Source organism: Streptomyces sp. NPDC044061 (assembly GCF_056434305.1).
The window spans coordinates 245,388-260,909 of record NZ_JBWKFL010000011.1 but is presented as its reverse complement, the minus strand read 5'-3'; the positions used below and the strand labels follow the sequence as shown (position 1 = coordinate 260,909).

The window sequence follows — 15,522 nt, the reverse complement described above, 5'->3', positions numbered from 1 at the left end:
CGCCCCGCCCCCCCGCCCCCCCCCCCCCCCCCCCCCCCCCCCCCCCCCCCCCCCCCCCCCCCCGCGCGTTCTCCGGTGCCGGTCGGACTCGGGCAGTTTGGCCGCTCGCGGCCGTCGCGGCCGCCTTCACGCTGGCCCAACTGGTCCTCGTCCGGCCCGGCATGGGGCTCGGCTGGGACGAGACGGTGTACGTCAGCCAGGTCAGCGGACACGTGCCCGCCGCCTTCTTCAGCGCACCCCGCGCGCGGGGCGTCTCCCTGCTGGTCGCGCCCGTCGCCACCTGGTCCTCCTCGACGGCGCTGCTGCGGGTCTACCTCGCCGTCCTGTCCGGCCTCGCCCTGTTCCTGGCCCTGCGCACCTGGCGGGGCCTGGTCCCGGTCCGCGTACTCGCCCTCGCCGGCGCCCTGTTCGCCTCCCTGTGGGTGACCCTGTTCTACGGCCCCCAGGCCATGCCCAACTACTGGGTGGCCGTGGGCGCCCTGACCGCCGTGGCCTGCTACCTGCGTGCCCGCACCGACCGCGCCGACCGGGCCGCCCTGTGGGGTATGGCCGCGAGCGGGGCACTGATGGCGTGGATGCGGCCCGTGGACGCCGTCTGGGTCGCCCTGCCGCTCCTCGCCCTCGGCCTGCTGCACCGCCACTGGCGGACCCTGCTCGTCCTGCTCGCCGGCCTCGCCGCCGGGGCGGCCGAGTGGGTGATCGAGGCGTACGTCGACTACGGCGGCCTCGCCGACCGCCTGTCCGAGGGCTCGGCGATCCAGGGCGGACTCGGTTTCCACGTCGCCGTCGTCGACCAGCTGCGCAGCCTCGGCGGGCGGGCGCTGTGCCGGCCGTGCACGGGAACGCTGCCCCACCCGATGGTCACCGCCTGGTGGTTCGTCCTGCCCGTGCTCGCCGTGCTCGGCCTGGTGATCGCGGTCCGGGCCCGGCGCACGACGCCCACACTGCTCCCGCTCGCCTGCGGGGCGACGGCCGCCTTCCCGTACCTGTTCATGATCGGCTACGCGGCCCCCCGCTTCCTGCTCCCCGCCTACGCCCTGCTGGCGATCCCCGTCGCCGGCGCGCTCGTCCACCTGGTCACCGCGCCGCCCCGGGCCTGGCGGCCCGTCGCCGTGACACTGGTGGCACTCGGACTCGCGGCCCACCTCGCCGTACAACTCGCCGTCCTCACGCACACCGTGGACCGCACCACCGCCGCGCACCGTGCCTGGTCCCGCACCGCCGCCACCCTGCACGGGATCGGCGTCCGCCCGCCCTGTCTGGTCACCGGGCATGAGGCCATCCCGGTGGCGTTCTACGCCGGCTGTTCCTCGGCCGCCACGGCCGGGCACAACGCCAACAGCACGGCACAGGACATCGCCCGCACCGCGCGCCACACCCCGGTGGCCACCCTGGTGCCGGCGGGCTCCCGGCCACCCGGGTACGCCCGGCACTGGCCGTCCGTGCCGTTCGAGGGACTGCGCCTCTACCACGCCGTACCGGAGGGCGGTCCATGACCTGGTGCCGCGGCAGACGCGGGGGAGGCGGTCGATGACCCAGCACGCCGTACCGGAGGCCGCCCATGACGCCCCCGCACCCTCCCCCGTGACGTCCCCGGTGGCCCTCGCCACCACCGGTCGCCGCCGGACCTACTGGCCCACCCTGGTCTGCCTCGCGCTCCTGACGTGTGCGGCCTACCTGGCCCGGCGGCACTGGCCGACGCTGGAGACCGGGGCGCTGCGGCTGGCCGTCGCCGACCAGGGGTGGCTGCTGGTCGGCGCGGCGGCGGCCGTGGGAACCTGGGCGGCCTCGGCACTCGCCCAGCAGGGCGCGGTCGCCCGGCGGCTGCCCGGAACACGCCTGGTCGCCGCGCAGTTCGCGGCCTCCGCGGCCAACCACCTGCTGCCCGCCGGACTCGGCGCCGGCGCGGTGAACCTGCGCTTCCTGATGCGCTGCGGACTGCCGGCGGGCCGCTCGGCCGGCGCGCTGGCCGTCAAGGCCACCGCCGGCGCCCTGGTCCGCATCGCCCTGATCACGGTGCTCACGCCCCTCTTCCCGGGCCTGCTGCGCTTCCCGCACGTTCCCGCGGCCGCGCTCGCCGCCGTCCTGGGCGCCGGCGTCCTGCTCGGTGTGCTCCTGGCCGGCCCGCTGCGCTCGCGCTGCCGGCGTGCGCTGACGAACGTGCTGCCGGACATCCGCGCCGTGCACGCCTGCCCGGCCCGCGCTGCCGCCCTGTGGGGCGGCTCGCTGGCTTTCGCCGCGCTGCACTGCCTGGTCGTCGTCGCCGTCGGCCAGGCCGTCGAACTGCCCCTGTCCCCGCTCCAGACGGCCCTGCTGTACCTCGCCGCCAGCAGCGCGGCAGCCCTGCTCCCCACCCCGGGCGGGCTCGGCTCCCTGGACGCCGCCCTCGCCCTCGGCCTGACCGTCTCCGGCGCACCCGCCGCAACGGCCGCCTCCGCCGTACTCGGCTACCGACTCCTGACCGTCTGGCTACCGCTGCTCCCGGGCCTGCTGGTCCTGGCCGTACTGGTGCGGCGCCGCTCCCTCTGAGACGGCGGGAGCTTTCCCCGCCCCCGGCTTCGACCGGCCGCCCGAGACGGAACCGAGCGGCCAGATGCTCCGCCGGGGCAACGGCCGCCCGGGGGGACAGGCCGCGGGCTCGGATCATGTCCGAGCGCCCGCCGGCGGCGAGCCGCCGGGACGGACCGCGTGGTGCCGTCCGGCGTGGGGCCGTCTGTTCGGGACGGGCATCAGCGAACCGCGAGCCGCCGGGACGGGTCGCATGGCGCCGTCCGGCGTGGGGCCGTCTGTTCGGGACGGGCATCAGCGAACCGCGAGCCGCCGGGAGGGCCGCCACACCGTCGTTCGAGGCGCGCCCGCTGCTGCGTGTCCGTCGGCGACGAGACCCGCCCACCCCCAGGGCCGGGCCGGCGCGGCCGGGATGTGTCCGGGAGCCGGCGGCCATCGGGTCGGCCCGGTGGGTGTCAGGCGCTGGGGAGTGTGATCACGAAGCGGGTGCCGGGAGCATGGTCGGTGTCGTGGGACACCTCCCCGCCCGCGGAACGGGCCAGGCGGCGTGCGAGCGGGAGCCCGAGGCCCGCTCCGGTGTGTCCGTCGCCCGGGTCGGCCCGCCGCCCCGGCTGGAACAGTTCGGCGCGGAACGACTCGGGTACGCCCGGCCCGTCGTCCGTGACCTCCACCCGGATCCCGTCAGCGGCCGGGCGGGCGGCGAGCGTGACGGTCGTACGGGCGTGGCGCACGGCGTTGGCGAGCAGCGGGCTGACGATGCGCTCCAGCAGCGCGGGCCGCACGCCCGCCCGCAGGGCCGTCCCGCCGGTGGCGACGGTGACCCGCACCGGCCCGGGGGCGTCCAGGGAGGCCGCCACGCGGTGCAGGGCCGGCAGCACCTCGGCCGTGCCGGGGGCCATGGGCACACCGTCGCGGGCCTCGTCGAGCAGCGTGTCGCAGATGGTGCGCATCGCGCGGGCGGCCTCGGCGACGACCTCGTGGGTCGCCCGGGTCTCCGCCTCGGAGCGGGGACGCGAGCGCCACCAGTCCAGTTCCGCGACCATCCGGCTCAGCGGGGTGCGCAGTTCGTGCGACAGCTCCCCGGTCAGCTGCCGCTCGTGCCGCACCATCGCCCGGATCCGGTCCAGCAGCGCGTCCAGCGACGTGCCTAGCGCGGCCAGTTCCGCCGGCCGCCCCCGGCCGCCGAAGCGCGCCGGGGAGGCCACGGCGCTCCACCGGGTCGCCTGGTCCGTCATCGTGTGCACCGGCAGCAGCGCCCGCCCCACCGCCAGCCGGGTCAGCCCGTAGGTGCAGACGAGCATCACCGCGTCCAGCGCGAACGACCCGAGCAGCAGCGTCCGCGCCGAACTCCGGTACGGCGACAGGTCCAGCGCCGTGACGACGGTCGCCGTCGTCCCGTGCCCGGGCACCGGGTCGGCGCACAGCCGGACCGGTTCGCGGCCGCCGACGGTGGCGCAGCGGAGCCCGCCCGCGGCGGCGAGGGTGCCCGCGGCGCGGGTGAGGGCGTCCTCGCGGGGCGCGGACGGCGGCCGCTCGAGCAGCCTGGTGCCGGCGTAGATCCACGCGTCGGTGTCGAGGAGCGGGTCGTTGACGGTCTCCAGGACCCGCACGCGTCCGCCGCGCGTGTCCACAGTGGTGGCCACCGCCGCCGCACGGGTGCGCAGCTCGTCGTCCGCCTCCCCCTGGAGCCGGTGCTGGACCACGGCGTTGAAGACCACCGTGAGGATCACCATCAGCAGGGCGGCCGTGGCCAGCGCGACCAGCGAGAGCCGGCCGCGCAGGGTGCGGGGCGCGAGCCGGGCGGCAAACGTCGCGGAGGCGGGAAACCTGACACGGGCGGTACGGGCGGCACTCATACCCGTCTCATACGGATGCGCACCGGCGTGGACGCTCAGCCGAGCCGGTGGCCGATGCCGCGCGCGGTGCCGATGGTGAGCTCGCTGCCCGCCGCGCGCAGCTTGCGCCGCAACCGGGTCAGGTACTGGTCCAGCGTGTTCTCGCTGACCTGCGCACCCTCCGGCCAGCCCGCCCGGACCAGCTCGCGGCGGCGCACCAGGTCGCCGCCCGCCGCCGTGAGCGCCGCCAGCAGCCGGAACTCGGTCGGCGTCAGCTCGATCCGGGCGCCGTTCACCACGGCGCTGTGCCGGACGGCGTCCAGCACGAGCCCGCCCGCGGCGGTGGCCGCCGGCGGGGCAGCGGTCCGTCTGAGCGCGGCGCGCAGCCGGGCGGCCAGCTCGGCCAGGTGGAACGGCTTGGGCAGATAGTCGTCGCCGCCGGCCGAGAAGCCCGACAGCCGGTCCGTGAGCCCGTGGCGCGCGGTCAGGAAGACGACCGGGCCGAGGAAGCCGTTCGCGCGCATGGCCTGGCACACGTCCCGGCCGTCCGCGTCGGGCAGCCCGACGTCCAGCACCGCGGCGGCGACATCGGGTGCCGCGAGCCGCAGGGCCGTGGCGCCGTCGGCTGCCGTCACCGTGTCGAACTCCTCGTCGTGCAGTCCGCGCCGCAGGACGTCACGCAGGGCGTGATCGTCCTCGACGACCAGGATCTTGGGGCGCATGCCTCTCCAGCGGCGCATCGGCCGGGTCGGTGGTGGGTGGGGGGTCCGGCTCGCCGGTGCCGGTGATCAGGCGGGTGGGCAGCCACCAGGCCGCCGCGCACACCCAGATGCCGAGCCAGCCGACGGCGAACAGCCAGCCGCCGAGCACGTCCGTGAACCAGTGGACGCCGAGGAAGACCCGGGTCAGGCCCACTCCGGCCGCCCAGCAGACCACCGCCAGGCACAGCGGGAGCCGGCCGCGCGGGGCCCGTACGCAGATCGCGAGGACGACCAGCCCGGCGGTCAGGGCCGAGGTGGTGGTGTGTCCCGACGGGAACGCCCAGCCCGAGGCGTGCGTCTGCCAGTCCTGGTACGGCGGGCGGGCCCGGCCGACCAGCTCCATGACGGCGTACCGCACGGCCTCGCCGGTGGCGAGACAGGCGGCGGCGAGCAGCGCGGCCGTCAGCCGCTGCCGCCGGGTCCCGCCCACGAGCAGTCCGGCCACGACGACCACCGCGTAGGGGATGAGGCCGGTGCCGGTGGCGGTCAGCCCGCGGGCGACGGCCGCCGCCATCTCCGGGCGGTGGCCGACGGACCAGTCGAGCAGGGTGCGGTCCACCGACAGCGGGACGCCGTGCCGGCCTGAGACGACCAGCGCCAGCAGCGCGAACGCCGCCCAGGCGCCGAGGGCGACACTGCCCGCCAGTTCCGCGATGCCCTTGCGGTTCATGACACCAGCAGCGGGCGCAGCCTGCTCGCCGCCAGCCGTGCCGCGAGGCCGCGCGGGCGGCCCCGGAGCACGGTCATCACGAGGAAGGCGACCAGACCGCCGACGACGGCTCCCGCGAGGACGTCGTGCGGATAGTGGACGCCCACCCAGACCCGGGAGGCCGCCATGGCCACGGCGCACACGGCGGCGACGGCCCCGAGCCGGCGGGAGACGAAGAGGAGGGCGACCGCGGAGGCGGCCGCGATGGCGGTGTGGTTGCTCGGGAACGACCAGTCGCCGGGCGCCGGACACGCCTCCAGTGTCCGGAAGGGCAGGCCGTGGCAGGGCCGGTCCTCCCGCACCAGGAGCTTGAGCCCGGCGTCCGCGCCGAAGGCCACCAGCACGGCCACCGGAACGGTCAGGGCCGTGGTGGCGGCCGCGGCGCCGACCCGCCGGGCCCGCCACCACCCGACGGCCATGAGCAGCGCGAAGACGGCCAGGCCGTAGGCGGACCACGCCGTTATGACCGCGTCCAGCCGACCGGGGACGTGATGGGCGAGATCCACCACGTCCCGGTACAGCCGGCCGTCGACCGCGGAGCCGGTGAGCGCGAGGATCATCAGCGGGCCTCCTTGGCTGCCCTGCGGGAGCGCAGCACCTCGGCGGCGAGCGGAACGAGCGACAGGACCACGATCAGCGCGATCACCGGCAGCAGGTACTTGTCGACATTCGGGATCGAGGAGCCCAGGGCGTAGCCGGCGAGGGTGAGCCCGATGCTCCACACGAGTCCGCCCACCACCTGCCAGAGCGTGAACGTGCGCACCGGCACGCCGAGCGCGCCCGCCATCGGGTTCAGCACCGTCCGCACCACCGGCACGAAGCGGGCCAGCACGATCGCCTTCGCGTGTCCGTACCGCTCCAGCAGCTCCTCGGCGCGCTCGGCGCCCTCGTGCAGGCGGGCCGACCCGCTGCGCGCGAGCAGCGCCCCGCCCGCCCTGCGGCCCAGCAGATACCCGCACTGCGAGCCCGCCAGCGCACCGACGGCCGACGCGACGAGCAGCGGGCCGAGCGAGAGGTGCACACCCCGGTCGGAGGCGCCCGTGCAGAGCAGGCCCGCTGTGAACAGCAGGGAGTCGCCGGGCAGGAAGAAACCGATCAGCAGGCCCGTCTCCGCGAACAGCACCGCCGCGACGCCCAGCACGCCGAACGCGGCCAGCAGGGAGTGGGCGTCGAGCACGTTGACCGCGAGCTGCGACGACAGGTCTGAGGGAGTGGCCATCGCCGCACGCCCTTTCCTTCGGCTGATTCCGATTGCCTCGACTGATTCCGACTACACATTTGTAGACGGTCTACCGAAGCGTAGACGACCGACGGCCGGGTGTCGTTCCCGGACTTTGCCTCCCTATTGCCACTTCATGACCGGCCGACTACATCCGTGTAGTCATGATGGTCTGCGAAGGTAAGGCATGCCTTCACTAAGTGGGAGGGGTCGCAGAGCATGTGGGACGACGCGTTTCCGAGCTTCCTGATCGGACTGCGCGAGGGGCTCGAAGGCGGACTCATCGTCTCCGTACTCATCGCCACCCTGGTGCGGGCCGGGGCCCGTTCGCGGCTGCCGCAGGTCTGGACGGGCGTCCTGGCCGCGATCGCCGTGGCCATGAGCTTCGGCGCGGTCCTCACCTTCACCGCCGCCTCCCTCTCCCAGACCGCCCAGGAGGCCTTCGGCGGCACCCTCGGCGTGATCGCCGTCGCGTTCGTCACCGCCATGGTGTTCTGGATGCGGCGCTCGGCCCGCAACCTCTCCGGCGAGCTGAAGGAGAAGGTCACCGGCGCCCTTGCCATGGGCTCCGGGATGCTGGTCCTCACCGCGTTCCTCGCGGTGGGCCGTGAGGGCCTGGAGACGGCCCTGTTCCTGTGGACCACCGCCCGGGCGGCCGGCGAGTCGGCCGGCCCGCTGACCGGCGCCGGCATCGGCCTGGTCCTCGCGGCCGGACTGTGCTGGGGCCTGTACCGGCGGGTGCTGAAGATCAACCTGACCAGGTTCTTCACCGCCACCGGCGCGGTCCTCATCGTCATCGCGGCCGGCGTCCTCGGCTACGGCCTGCGCGACCTCCAGGAGGGTGGCGTGCTGCCCGGGAAGACCGCCTACGCGGTCGACCTGGCCGGCAGCGTCGACGCCGGCTCCTGGTACAGCACCCTGATCCAGGGTGTGTTCAACCTCACCCCGACCATGACCTGGCTGCAGGTGGCGGCCTACGCCGCCTACCTCGCCGTGGTGATGACGCTGTTCGTGCGCGGAGTCCGCACCACCACCCCGAAGCCGGCCGCCGAGCGGGCCGTGCCCGAGCCGAAGGCCGCCCGGCCGCGGCGGAACCGGCCCGTGTGGGTGATCCCGGCCGCCGTGGTCGCCGTACCCGCCCTGCTCGCCGGCCTCGTCGTCGCCCTCGCTCGCCCCAAGCCCGCGGGCGACGAGACCGTCGCCGTCTCGGAGACCGAGTGCGGCAAGGGCTTCACCGCACCGGAGCCGGGCCGCCAGACCTTCCAGATGCGCAACACCGGCGGCAAGACCTCCGAGGTGTACCTGATCGACCCGTCGACCGGCGCGGTCTACGGCGAGATCGAGGGCCTGGCGCCCGGCACCACCCGTGACCTGGTCGCCACCGTCGCGGGCGGCAGCTACGCCTGGCGCTGCGTCCCGACCGGCGGCAGGGCCGTCACCTCCAGGGCGGTGCGGGTCGGCGGCGGGGCAGCGGGCAAGCCGGTCGTCCCGGTCTCGGAACAGGATCTCGCCGCACCCCTGAAGGCGTACCGGACGTACGTCGAGCAGGGCCTGGGCACGCTCGTCACCCAGACCCGGACCCTCGACGACGACATCGCGGGCGGCCACCTCGACAGGGCCCGCACGGACTGGCTGACCGCCCACCGCACCTACGCCTCCCTCGGCGCCGCCTACGGCACCTTCGAGGACTTCGACCAGAAGATCGACGGACGGCCCGACGGGCTGGCCGACGGCGTCCGGGACAAGGACTTCACCGGGTTTCTGCGCCTCGAGCACGGCCTGTGGCACGGCGAGCCGGCCAAGGACCTGCGGGAGCCCGCCCGGCAGCTCGCCGACGCGGCCGCGGGTCTGCGCAAGGCCTTCCCCGGCCAGGAGTTCGACCCGGGCGACCTGCCGCTGCGGGCCCACGAGATCCTGGAGAACACCCTCCAGTTCGAGCTGACCGGCGATACCGACCAGGGCAGCGGGACCACCCTCGCCACCGCCGACGCCAACCTCGCCGGCACCCGCGAGCTGCTCACCGTCCTGAAGCCGCTGCTGACCAGCCGCGCACCCCAGCTGCTCCCGACGGTCGACGCGGACATCGCCCGGCTCCAGAAGCTCCTGGACGCGGCCCACGACGGTGGCCGCTGGACCCCCGTCGACCGGCTCGGCACCGCCGAGCGGCAGCGCGTCAACGGCGCCACCGGACAGCTGCTGGAAGACCTCGCCCCGGTCCCGGACCTCCTCGAGATCCGCAAGTCCGCCTGATGAGCACCGAGCACCCGCACCTGGAAGGGAACCCTTCGATGTCCACTGCCGAGACGCCGGCCTGCCCCGTCGGCCCCGCCCGCCGCTCCTTCGTGCGAACCGCGCTGGGCGCGTCGGCCGCGGGCGCGGTGCTGGCCGGCGGCGGCTTCGCGCTCGGCGAGAGCGGGGGCACCGCACGGGCGCAGGACACGGGCACGGACAGCGGCGCGAAGGTCGCCTTCCACGGCGCCCACCAGGCCGGGATCATCACCCCCGCCCCGGCCGCCGCGACCTTCGTCTCCCTCGACGTCGTCGCCGACGACCGCAAGGGCCTCACCGACCTGCTGCGCACCATTACCGAACGGGCCCGCTTCCTCACCTCCGGCGGCGCCCCCACCGACCTCGGCGTCGGCGCGCCGCCCTCCGACAACGGCATCCTCGGCCCCGAGGTCCCCCCGGACTCGCTGACCGTCACCGTCGGCGTCGGCGCGTCCCTCTTCGACGACCGCTACGGCCTCGCCAGTGCCAGGCCCGCCCGGCTCACCCCGATGCGGACCTTCCCGAACGACGACCTGGACGCCGCCGAGTGCCACGGCGACCTCTCCCTGCAACTCTGCGCGGGCAGCCAGGACACCGTGCTGCACGCCCTGCGCGACATAGCCCGGCACAGCCGGGGCGCCATGCAGATCAAGTGGCGCATCGACGGCTTCCAGAGCGCCCCGCGCCCCACCGGCGCCCAGCGGAACCTGCTCGGCTTCAAGGACGGCATCGCCAACCCCGACGTCGGCTCGGCCCGTGAGACGAACAAGCTCATCTGGGTCGGCGACGGACAGGGCGAGCCCGCCTGGGCCACGGGCGGCAGCTACCAGGTGATCCGGATCATCCGGATGCTCGTGGAGTTCTGGGACCGGGTGTCGCTGACCGAGCAGGAGAAGATGTTCGGCCGCCGCAAGGACACCGGCGCCCCCCTCGACGGCACCAAGGAGACGGACCTTCCCGATTACGCCAGGGACCCGCACGGCACCGCGATCCCACGCGACGCCCACATCCGCCTGGCCAACCCGCGCACCACGAGGACCGACAGCTCCCGCATCCTGCGCCGGGGCTACAACTACGACCGGGGCGTGGACAAGGTCGGCAACCTCGACATGGGCCTGGTCTTCTGCTGCTACCAGCAGGACGTCAGGCGCCAGTTCGAGGCCGTGCAGACCCGGCTGATCGACGAGCCCCTGGTCGACTACATCTCCCCGACGGGCGGCGGCTACTTCTTCGCCCTGCCCGGCGTGCGGGACGCGAAGGACTGGCTCGGCAGGGGCCTGCTGTCCGCCTGACGGCCGCCGCCGGCTCCGCACCGCTCCCGGTCCCGCTCCGTTCCTCCCAGCCCGACGTCGGAAGTCGGGACAAAGCGCACCACGTCACGGCAGATCGATCGCACCCTGCGACGGAGCTGAGCAAAGGTCACGAAAATGTATCGGGCATATCGCCCACCAACCTTCACAGCGGCCCCACGACTTGGCTAGCGTTCCGGCCAGGTCGTCCGACAACCACCGGCGAACGTCGCCGGGCCGTGCGGCCTCCGCCGAGTCCGGTCCGCCTGCGGGCAGCCGGAGCCGGGGACCCACCGACCTTGGGGTGAATCGGCCCGACTCCCTTCCCGGGAACGGGCCGTAGGGCAACCCTTCCGAACCACCCGCCCGAACCCGACAGCTAACTCGGTAGGCGGAACATGGAAGGAGTCGCCTACCTTGGCGTCGCACCGCAAGTCGCGCCCCACGGGTGCCCGTGTGGCAGGCATACGCACCCCCGTCCTCGCCACTGCCGCCCTCACCTCCGTGGCGCTGCTGTCCCAGACCGCCAACGCCACCCCCTCCGCCGACGGCAGGCCGAGCCTCGAGGAGGTTCAGAAGAAGGTCGACGACCTGTACCGTCAGGCCGAGTCCGCGACCGAGAAGTACGACGCGGCCAAGGAGAAGGCCGCGCAGGAGCGCACGCACGTCGACACCCTGCTCGACGACGTGGCCGAGCGCACGGCCAAGCTCAACAAGGCGCGTGAGGAACTGGGTTCGTTCGCCGCGGCACAGTACCGGACCGGGGCCGCCACCCCCGGCACCGCGACCTTCCTGCTCTCGGACTCCCCGCAGGACTACTTCGACCAGACGCAGCTGATGAACCGGCTGACCTCACGCCAGAAGGGCGCGGTCGACGACTACGTCACCGCACAGGCCGCGACTCTGAAGACGCGGCGGAAGGCCGTCAAGAGCCTCGAGACGCTCACGCAGTCGCAGAACGACCTCAGGACGGCCAAGTCCACCGTCCAGGAAAAGCTGTCCACCGCACGGAAGTTGCTCTCCACGCTGACGGCGCAGGAGAAGGCACGCCTCGCGGCGATCGAGAAGCAGAAGCAGCAGGAGGCGGCGAGGAAGGCGGCGGAGCTCGCCAAGAAGCAGGCCGCGGCCGCGCAGGCCGCGAAGGAGCAGAGCGCGTCCTCCGGCTCGACCTCGACCTCCGGCTCCGGCTCGTCCTCGGGTTCGGGGACCTCGACCTCGACGTCGGGCTCCACGAACGCCGCCAAGGCCGCCGAGGCGCTCGCCTTCGCCCGTGCGCAGATCGGCAAGCCGTACGTCTGGGGTGCGACCGGGCCCGGTTCCTACGACTGTTCCGGGCTCACCCAGGCCGCGTGGAAGGCCGCCGGCGTCACCCTGCCGCGCACCACCTACGACCAGGTGACCGCCGGCACCACGGTGTCCCTGGCCGACGCCCAGCCCGGCGACCTCGTCTTCTTCTACGACGACATCAGCCACGTCGGCATCTACATCGGCAACGGCATGATGATCCACGCCCCGAAGCCCGGTGCCTACGTCCGCGAGGAATCCATCTACTACGGCGGCGAGTCGATCATCCACAGCGTGGTGCGCCCGTCCTGACGTCCGGGGCCTGCGAGAGGCCGGCCGCCGTCACCCGCGTACCCCCAGGTCCTCCCGCCACTTGATCAGCTGCCGGGTCGGATCACCCGTGTACGACCAGGGGGTCCGGGTGGCACGGCGGCCCAGCAGGCGCAGTACGGCCGCCGCGACGTCCGGCGTGCCGGCCAGACAGGCCGCGTGCGCCAGGTGGTTGAGGTCCCGCAGCTCGGTGGGGGGCACATCGCTGTCCGGGCGGGCCCGCACCCACCGCTCCCAGGTGCGCCGCACGTCGTTGACCGCTCCGTCGTGGTCCCAGTGCGGGCCGAGGCTCATCGCACCGCGCTGCCCGTGCGCGCCGTCGAGGGCGTAGCGGTACTCCTCCACCCGGGCGTACTGCACCAGCACCGGCAGCGGGCAGCCGGGCGGCGCCACTCCGGCCGCGTCCCGGGCGAAGTCGTACATCAGGCCGTGCGTGCCGTGCCAGCGGGCCGAGTAGTAGTGCAGCACCTGCAGATGGCCCTCCGTGTTGTACGGGTCCCGCCGGTACAACTCGTCCCACCAGCGCCCCAGTTCGCGGCGCCGTACGCCCGTCGGATACAGCCGGGCGACCGAGATCAGCGACACCCACGGCGTGGGATCCTCGGGGCAGGCCTCGGTGGCGTGCAGACAGGCCAGGACCGCGCTGTCGACGCGGTCCCGGTCGATCGGCACGCCCCGCCCCGCCGTGATGGCCAGGTGGAACGCCCGGGCCGTCTCCGTCGCCGCGCGCAGCACCTGCGCGTCCGCGTTGCCGGGCTCGGCGGCCAGCCACGACTCCACCGTGGAACTGCCCGCGCAGGCCTGGGCCAGCAGCCGCACCCGGTGCCCGCGCAGCGTCCAGTCCTCGCCGGTCACCCACAGCAGGTCCCTGAGCCCCTGCCAGCGGCCGATGACGATGTCCTGCCGGGCGGAGGTGAGCGACGCGTCCCCGCAGTCGGGGTCGAAGTCGGGCGTGAAACGGTCTCGTGCCATCGGGTTCTCCCTCAGAAGTCGGTGGGGAGACCCTCGTGCGACCGGGACGGCGTACCCGCGCCGTCGGGAACGTACTCCGCCTCCACGGTGCGCGTCGCGTCCAGCTTCGCGGGCCGGTAGTAGTCGCTTCCCTGCCGCCAGTACCAGAGCATCGGGAGCAGTCCCGCGGCGAGTCCGCCGATGCCGATCGCGATGGCGGCGCCGCTCAGCTCGCCCAGCGACTCGACGAAGATCCAGAACATGAACAGGGCGCCGAACAGCGGCCACAGCCCGCCGAGGACGAAGTCGGCCGCCGACTTCAGCAGCATCTTGCGGTAGGCGACGACCACCGCGAGGCCGGCCAGGCCGTAGTAGACGGCGATCTGCAGGCCGATCGCCGAGATCGCGTCGGAGAGGATCTCGCCCACCGAACCGAGGGCGTTGGAGGCGATGAACATCGCCAGCGCCACCGCGCCGACCACCACGATCGCCACCCAGGGCGTGTTCCACGTGCGGTGCACCCGGCCCAGCGCGGCGGGCATCGTACGGTCCCGGCCCATCGCGAACAGCGAACGCGTGACCTGGATGAGCGTGGTCTCCAGCGTGGCGATGGTGGACAGCATCACCGACACGATGAGCAGCTTGCCGCCCCAGCCGGGCCAGATCTCCTCGCCCAGCACCGCGAGCACGTTGGCGTCGTTCTCCTGGATCTGCTTCGACGTCAGGATGACGTTCACCGCGACGGTGAACACCTCGAACAGCAGGAAGACGATGCCGACCCCGATCAGACCGGCGAGCCCCGTCGTACGACGGCTGTTGCGGGTCTCCTCGCTGAGGTTGCTGGTGACGTCCCAGCCCCAGTAGTAGAACGCGGCGAGGAGCGCGCCGGAGGCGAACCCGCTCACGCCGTCGAAGTGGGAGAAACCCAGCCACGACCAGTCGAAGGCCCGGGCGTTGTGCGAGTGGAAGACGGCGAGCACCGCGAACAGCGCCAGGATGCCCAGCTCCACACCGGACATCAGCAACTGGGCGCGGACGGTGAGCCTGGCGCCGCCGAGCACCACCGCGAGCATCACGAGGAACCACACCGAGCCGACCGCCGTGGACAGCGCCGTGTTCTCCGCCAGCTTGTCGTCGAAGAGCGCGAGCGTCATCGAACCGGCGGGCAGCGAACCGGCCACCATGAAGATGGTCGCCGAGATCACCAGCGCCCAGCCGCTGATGAAGCCCAGGAACGGGTGGAGGGTACGGCCCACCCAGGAGTAGCTGGCACCCGCGTTGACGTCGATCCGGCTGAGGTAGCTGAACGCCAGGGCTATGCCCAGCATGGGTATCGCGCAGTACAGCAGGGCGGCCGGGCTGGCCATTCCCACCGCGCCGACGAGGACGGCGGTGGTCGCGGCGAGCGAGTACGCCGGTGCGCTGCCGGCGACCGCCATCACCACGGTGTCGAACGTACCGAGGACATTGGCCTGCAGCCCTCTGCCCCTGTTGTTGCTCATGGTCGTGCCACTTTCCGGTCGTGCACGGCGCACGGGCGCCTGGCCCGACGCGTACGGGTGGGGGGTGCGACCCGCCTCGGACCCGGAAGAGGGATGGCCTCGGGTCAGCTGCCGGCCAGGAGAGAAAGAGTGGTGCACGGGGTTGTGGTGGGCACCGTGCTGCCGAGCGTCGGCGGACGGTCACGGTGTGTGGGTGTGATGATAGCGGCACCTGTTGACCTTTCAAGATGACCAACCGGTAACCAGTGCTGACCTGTTCGGATGCGGGCGGGTTAGGGATGCGGCCCACGGGAAACGCGGACCGGGACCGAGCGCGCGTCGAGAAGGAGGCGGCGATGAGCGATCAGCAGGCCGGGCAGACCCCGATGGCGGACGACGCCTACCAGCCCACAGGAACCAACGAGGAGCAGGCGGACGCAGCTCCCCTGGATCTGCAGGACGCCGTGGACGAGCGCGGCTACGACGACGTCCTGGACGAGGGCTACTCCCCGCCGGAGCGGCCCCTGGGCGTCACCAAGCACGGCACCACCGCGGCCGAACAGCACGAGGGGGAGACCCTCGACCAGCGGCTGGGCCAGGAGGTCCCGGACGTCGTCGCGCCACCCGGCGACGAGATCGGCGACCTCCCCGGCGGCGACGGCGAACCGGTCGACCCCGAGGCGGGCGAGGACCGCGCGGGCCGCCTGGTCGCTCCGGACGAGGGCGCCCACACCGACACCACGAAGGAGGAGATCGCCACCGACGTCGGCATCGACGGGGGAGCGGCGGGGGCGGAGGAGGCCGCGATCCACGTGATACCGAACGAGAGGGAACTACCGGACCCGGACGAACGGTGAGTGGCGTCGGGCCGACCGAGGCGGTCCCAC

Annotated in this window: 13 protein-coding genes and 1 riboswitch; of the genes, 6 read left to right on the top strand and 7 right to left on the bottom strand. The window is 73.6% G+C overall.

Annotated features, from left to right (window positions below):
- Positions 1–1,496, top strand: a 1,496-nt coding sequence (locus AC07CM_RS20030) for a hypothetical protein (RefSeq protein WP_478877735.1), incomplete at its 5' end; no start/stop codon positions are given.
- A gap of 88 nt (positions 1,497–1,584) precedes the next feature.
- Positions 1,585–2,529, top strand: a complete 945-nt coding sequence (locus AC07CM_RS20025) for a lysylphosphatidylglycerol synthase domain-containing protein (protein WP_478877797.1) — start codon at positions 1,585–1,587, stop codon at positions 2,527–2,529.
- Positions 2,530–2,963: 434 nt separating this feature from the next.
- On the opposite strand, the gene AC07CM_RS20020 is transcribed toward AC07CM_RS20025, so the two are convergent.
- The 5 genes from AC07CM_RS20020 to AC07CM_RS20000 are packed head-to-tail and all read right to left on the bottom strand — an operon-like array spanning position 2,964 to position 7,032.
- Positions 2,964–4,364, bottom strand: coding sequence for a sensor histidine kinase (locus AC07CM_RS20020; RefSeq protein ID WP_478877734.1), 1,401 nt, complete (start codon positions 4,362–4,364; stop codon positions 2,964–2,966).
- A gap of 35 nt (positions 4,365–4,399) precedes the next feature.
- Positions 4,400–5,065 carry a response regulator transcription factor gene (locus AC07CM_RS20015; protein WP_478877733.1) on the bottom strand — a complete coding sequence of 222 codons (666 nt, stop codon included), beginning with the start codon at positions 5,063–5,065 and terminating at the stop codon, positions 4,400–4,402.
- Entirely contained in the window at positions 5,019–5,774 is a 756-nt protein-coding gene (locus tag AC07CM_RS20010) for a phosphatase PAP2 family protein (RefSeq protein WP_478877732.1), read from the bottom strand. Before AC07CM_RS20010 ends, AC07CM_RS20015 begins: the two co-directional genes overlap by 47 nt.
- Positions 5,771–6,373 (bottom strand): phosphatase PAP2 family protein, encoded by a 603-nt coding sequence (locus tag AC07CM_RS20005; RefSeq protein WP_478877731.1) that lies wholly within the window; start codon positions 6,371–6,373, stop codon positions 5,771–5,773. Before AC07CM_RS20005 ends, AC07CM_RS20010 begins: the two co-directional genes overlap by 4 nt.
- On the bottom strand, positions 6,373–7,032 hold the full coding sequence (locus AC07CM_RS20000) for a DedA family protein (protein ID WP_478877730.1): 660 nt from the start codon (positions 7,030–7,032) through the stop codon (positions 6,373–6,375). The genes AC07CM_RS20005 and AC07CM_RS20000 overlap by 1 nt, the downstream gene beginning before the upstream one ends.
- A 219-nt stretch (positions 7,033–7,251) precedes the next feature.
- On the opposite strand from AC07CM_RS20000, the gene efeU reads away from it, so the two are divergent.
- The 3 genes from efeU (at position 7,252) to AC07CM_RS19985 (ending at position 12,185) form a co-directional block, all read left to right on the top strand.
- Positions 7,252–9,282, top strand: a complete 2,031-nt coding sequence (efeU, locus tag AC07CM_RS19995) for an iron uptake transporter permease EfeU (RefSeq protein ID WP_478877729.1) — start codon at positions 7,252–7,254, stop codon at positions 9,280–9,282.
- A gap of 38 nt (positions 9,283–9,320) precedes the next feature.
- Complete coding sequence (gene efeB / locus AC07CM_RS19990; protein ID WP_478877728.1) at positions 9,321–10,592, top strand: iron uptake transporter deferrochelatase/peroxidase subunit; 1,272 nt, start codon at positions 9,321–9,323, stop codon at positions 10,590–10,592.
- Positions 10,593–10,828: 236 nt separating this feature from the next.
- Positions 10,829–10,998: riboswitch (cyclic di-AMP (ydaO/yuaA leader) on the top strand.
- A gap of 8 nt (positions 10,999–11,006) precedes the next feature.
- On the top strand, positions 11,007–12,185 hold the full coding sequence (locus AC07CM_RS19985; protein WP_478877727.1) for a C40 family peptidase: 1,179 nt from the start codon (positions 11,007–11,009) through the stop codon (positions 12,183–12,185).
- A gap of 30 nt (positions 12,186–12,215) precedes the next feature.
- Here AC07CM_RS19985 and AC07CM_RS19980 read toward each other — a convergent pair whose 3' ends face one another.
- A complete protein-coding gene (locus AC07CM_RS19980) occupies positions 12,216–13,175 on the bottom strand; it encodes a hypothetical protein (protein ID WP_478877726.1) in 960 nt (319 codons plus the stop codon).
- 11 nt (positions 13,176–13,186) lie between these two features.
- Positions 13,187–14,656, bottom strand: coding sequence for an APC family permease (locus AC07CM_RS19975; RefSeq protein WP_478877725.1), 1,470 nt, complete (start codon positions 14,654–14,656; stop codon positions 13,187–13,189).
- A gap of 335 nt (positions 14,657–14,991) precedes the next feature.
- Here AC07CM_RS19975 and AC07CM_RS19970 point away from each other — a divergent pair, with 335 nt between their 5' ends.
- Positions 14,992–15,492 carry a DUF5709 domain-containing protein gene (locus AC07CM_RS19970; protein WP_478877724.1) on the top strand — a complete coding sequence of 167 codons (501 nt, stop codon included), beginning with the start codon at positions 14,992–14,994 and terminating at the stop codon, positions 15,490–15,492.
- Positions 15,493–15,522 lie beyond the last annotated feature (30 nt).

Coding starts and splice junctions, on each gene's coding strand:
- AC07CM_RS19980 (WP_478877726.1), bottom strand. CDS start 13,175: ATGGCACGAGACCGTTTCACGCCCGACTTCGACCCCGACTGCGGGGAC.
- AC07CM_RS20010 (WP_478877732.1), bottom strand. CDS start 5,774: ATGAACCGCAAGGGCATCGCGGAACTGGCGGGCAGTGTCGCCCTCGGC.
- efeU (WP_478877729.1), top strand. CDS start 7,252: ATGTGGGACGACGCGTTTCCGAGCTTCCTGATCGGACTGCGCGAGGGG.
- efeB (WP_478877728.1), top strand. CDS start 9,321: ATGTCCACTGCCGAGACGCCGGCCTGCCCCGTCGGCCCCGCCCGCCGC.
- AC07CM_RS20000 (WP_478877730.1), bottom strand. CDS start 7,032: ATGGCCACTCCCTCAGACCTGTCGTCGCAGCTCGCGGTCAACGTGCTC.
- AC07CM_RS19970 (WP_478877724.1), top strand. CDS start 14,992: ATGAGCGATCAGCAGGCCGGGCAGACCCCGATGGCGGACGACGCCTAC.
- AC07CM_RS20020 (WP_478877734.1), bottom strand. CDS start 4,364: ATGAGTGCCGCCCGTACCGCCCGTGTCAGGTTTCCCGCCTCCGCGACG.
- AC07CM_RS19975 (WP_478877725.1), bottom strand. CDS start 14,656: ATGAGCAACAACAGGGGCAGAGGGCTGCAGGCCAATGTCCTCGGTACG.
- AC07CM_RS20005 (WP_478877731.1), bottom strand. CDS start 6,373: ATGATCCTCGCGCTCACCGGCTCCGCGGTCGACGGCCGGCTGTACCGG.
- AC07CM_RS20015 (WP_478877733.1), bottom strand. CDS start 5,065: ATGCGCCCCAAGATCCTGGTCGTCGAGGACGATCACGCCCTGCGTGAC.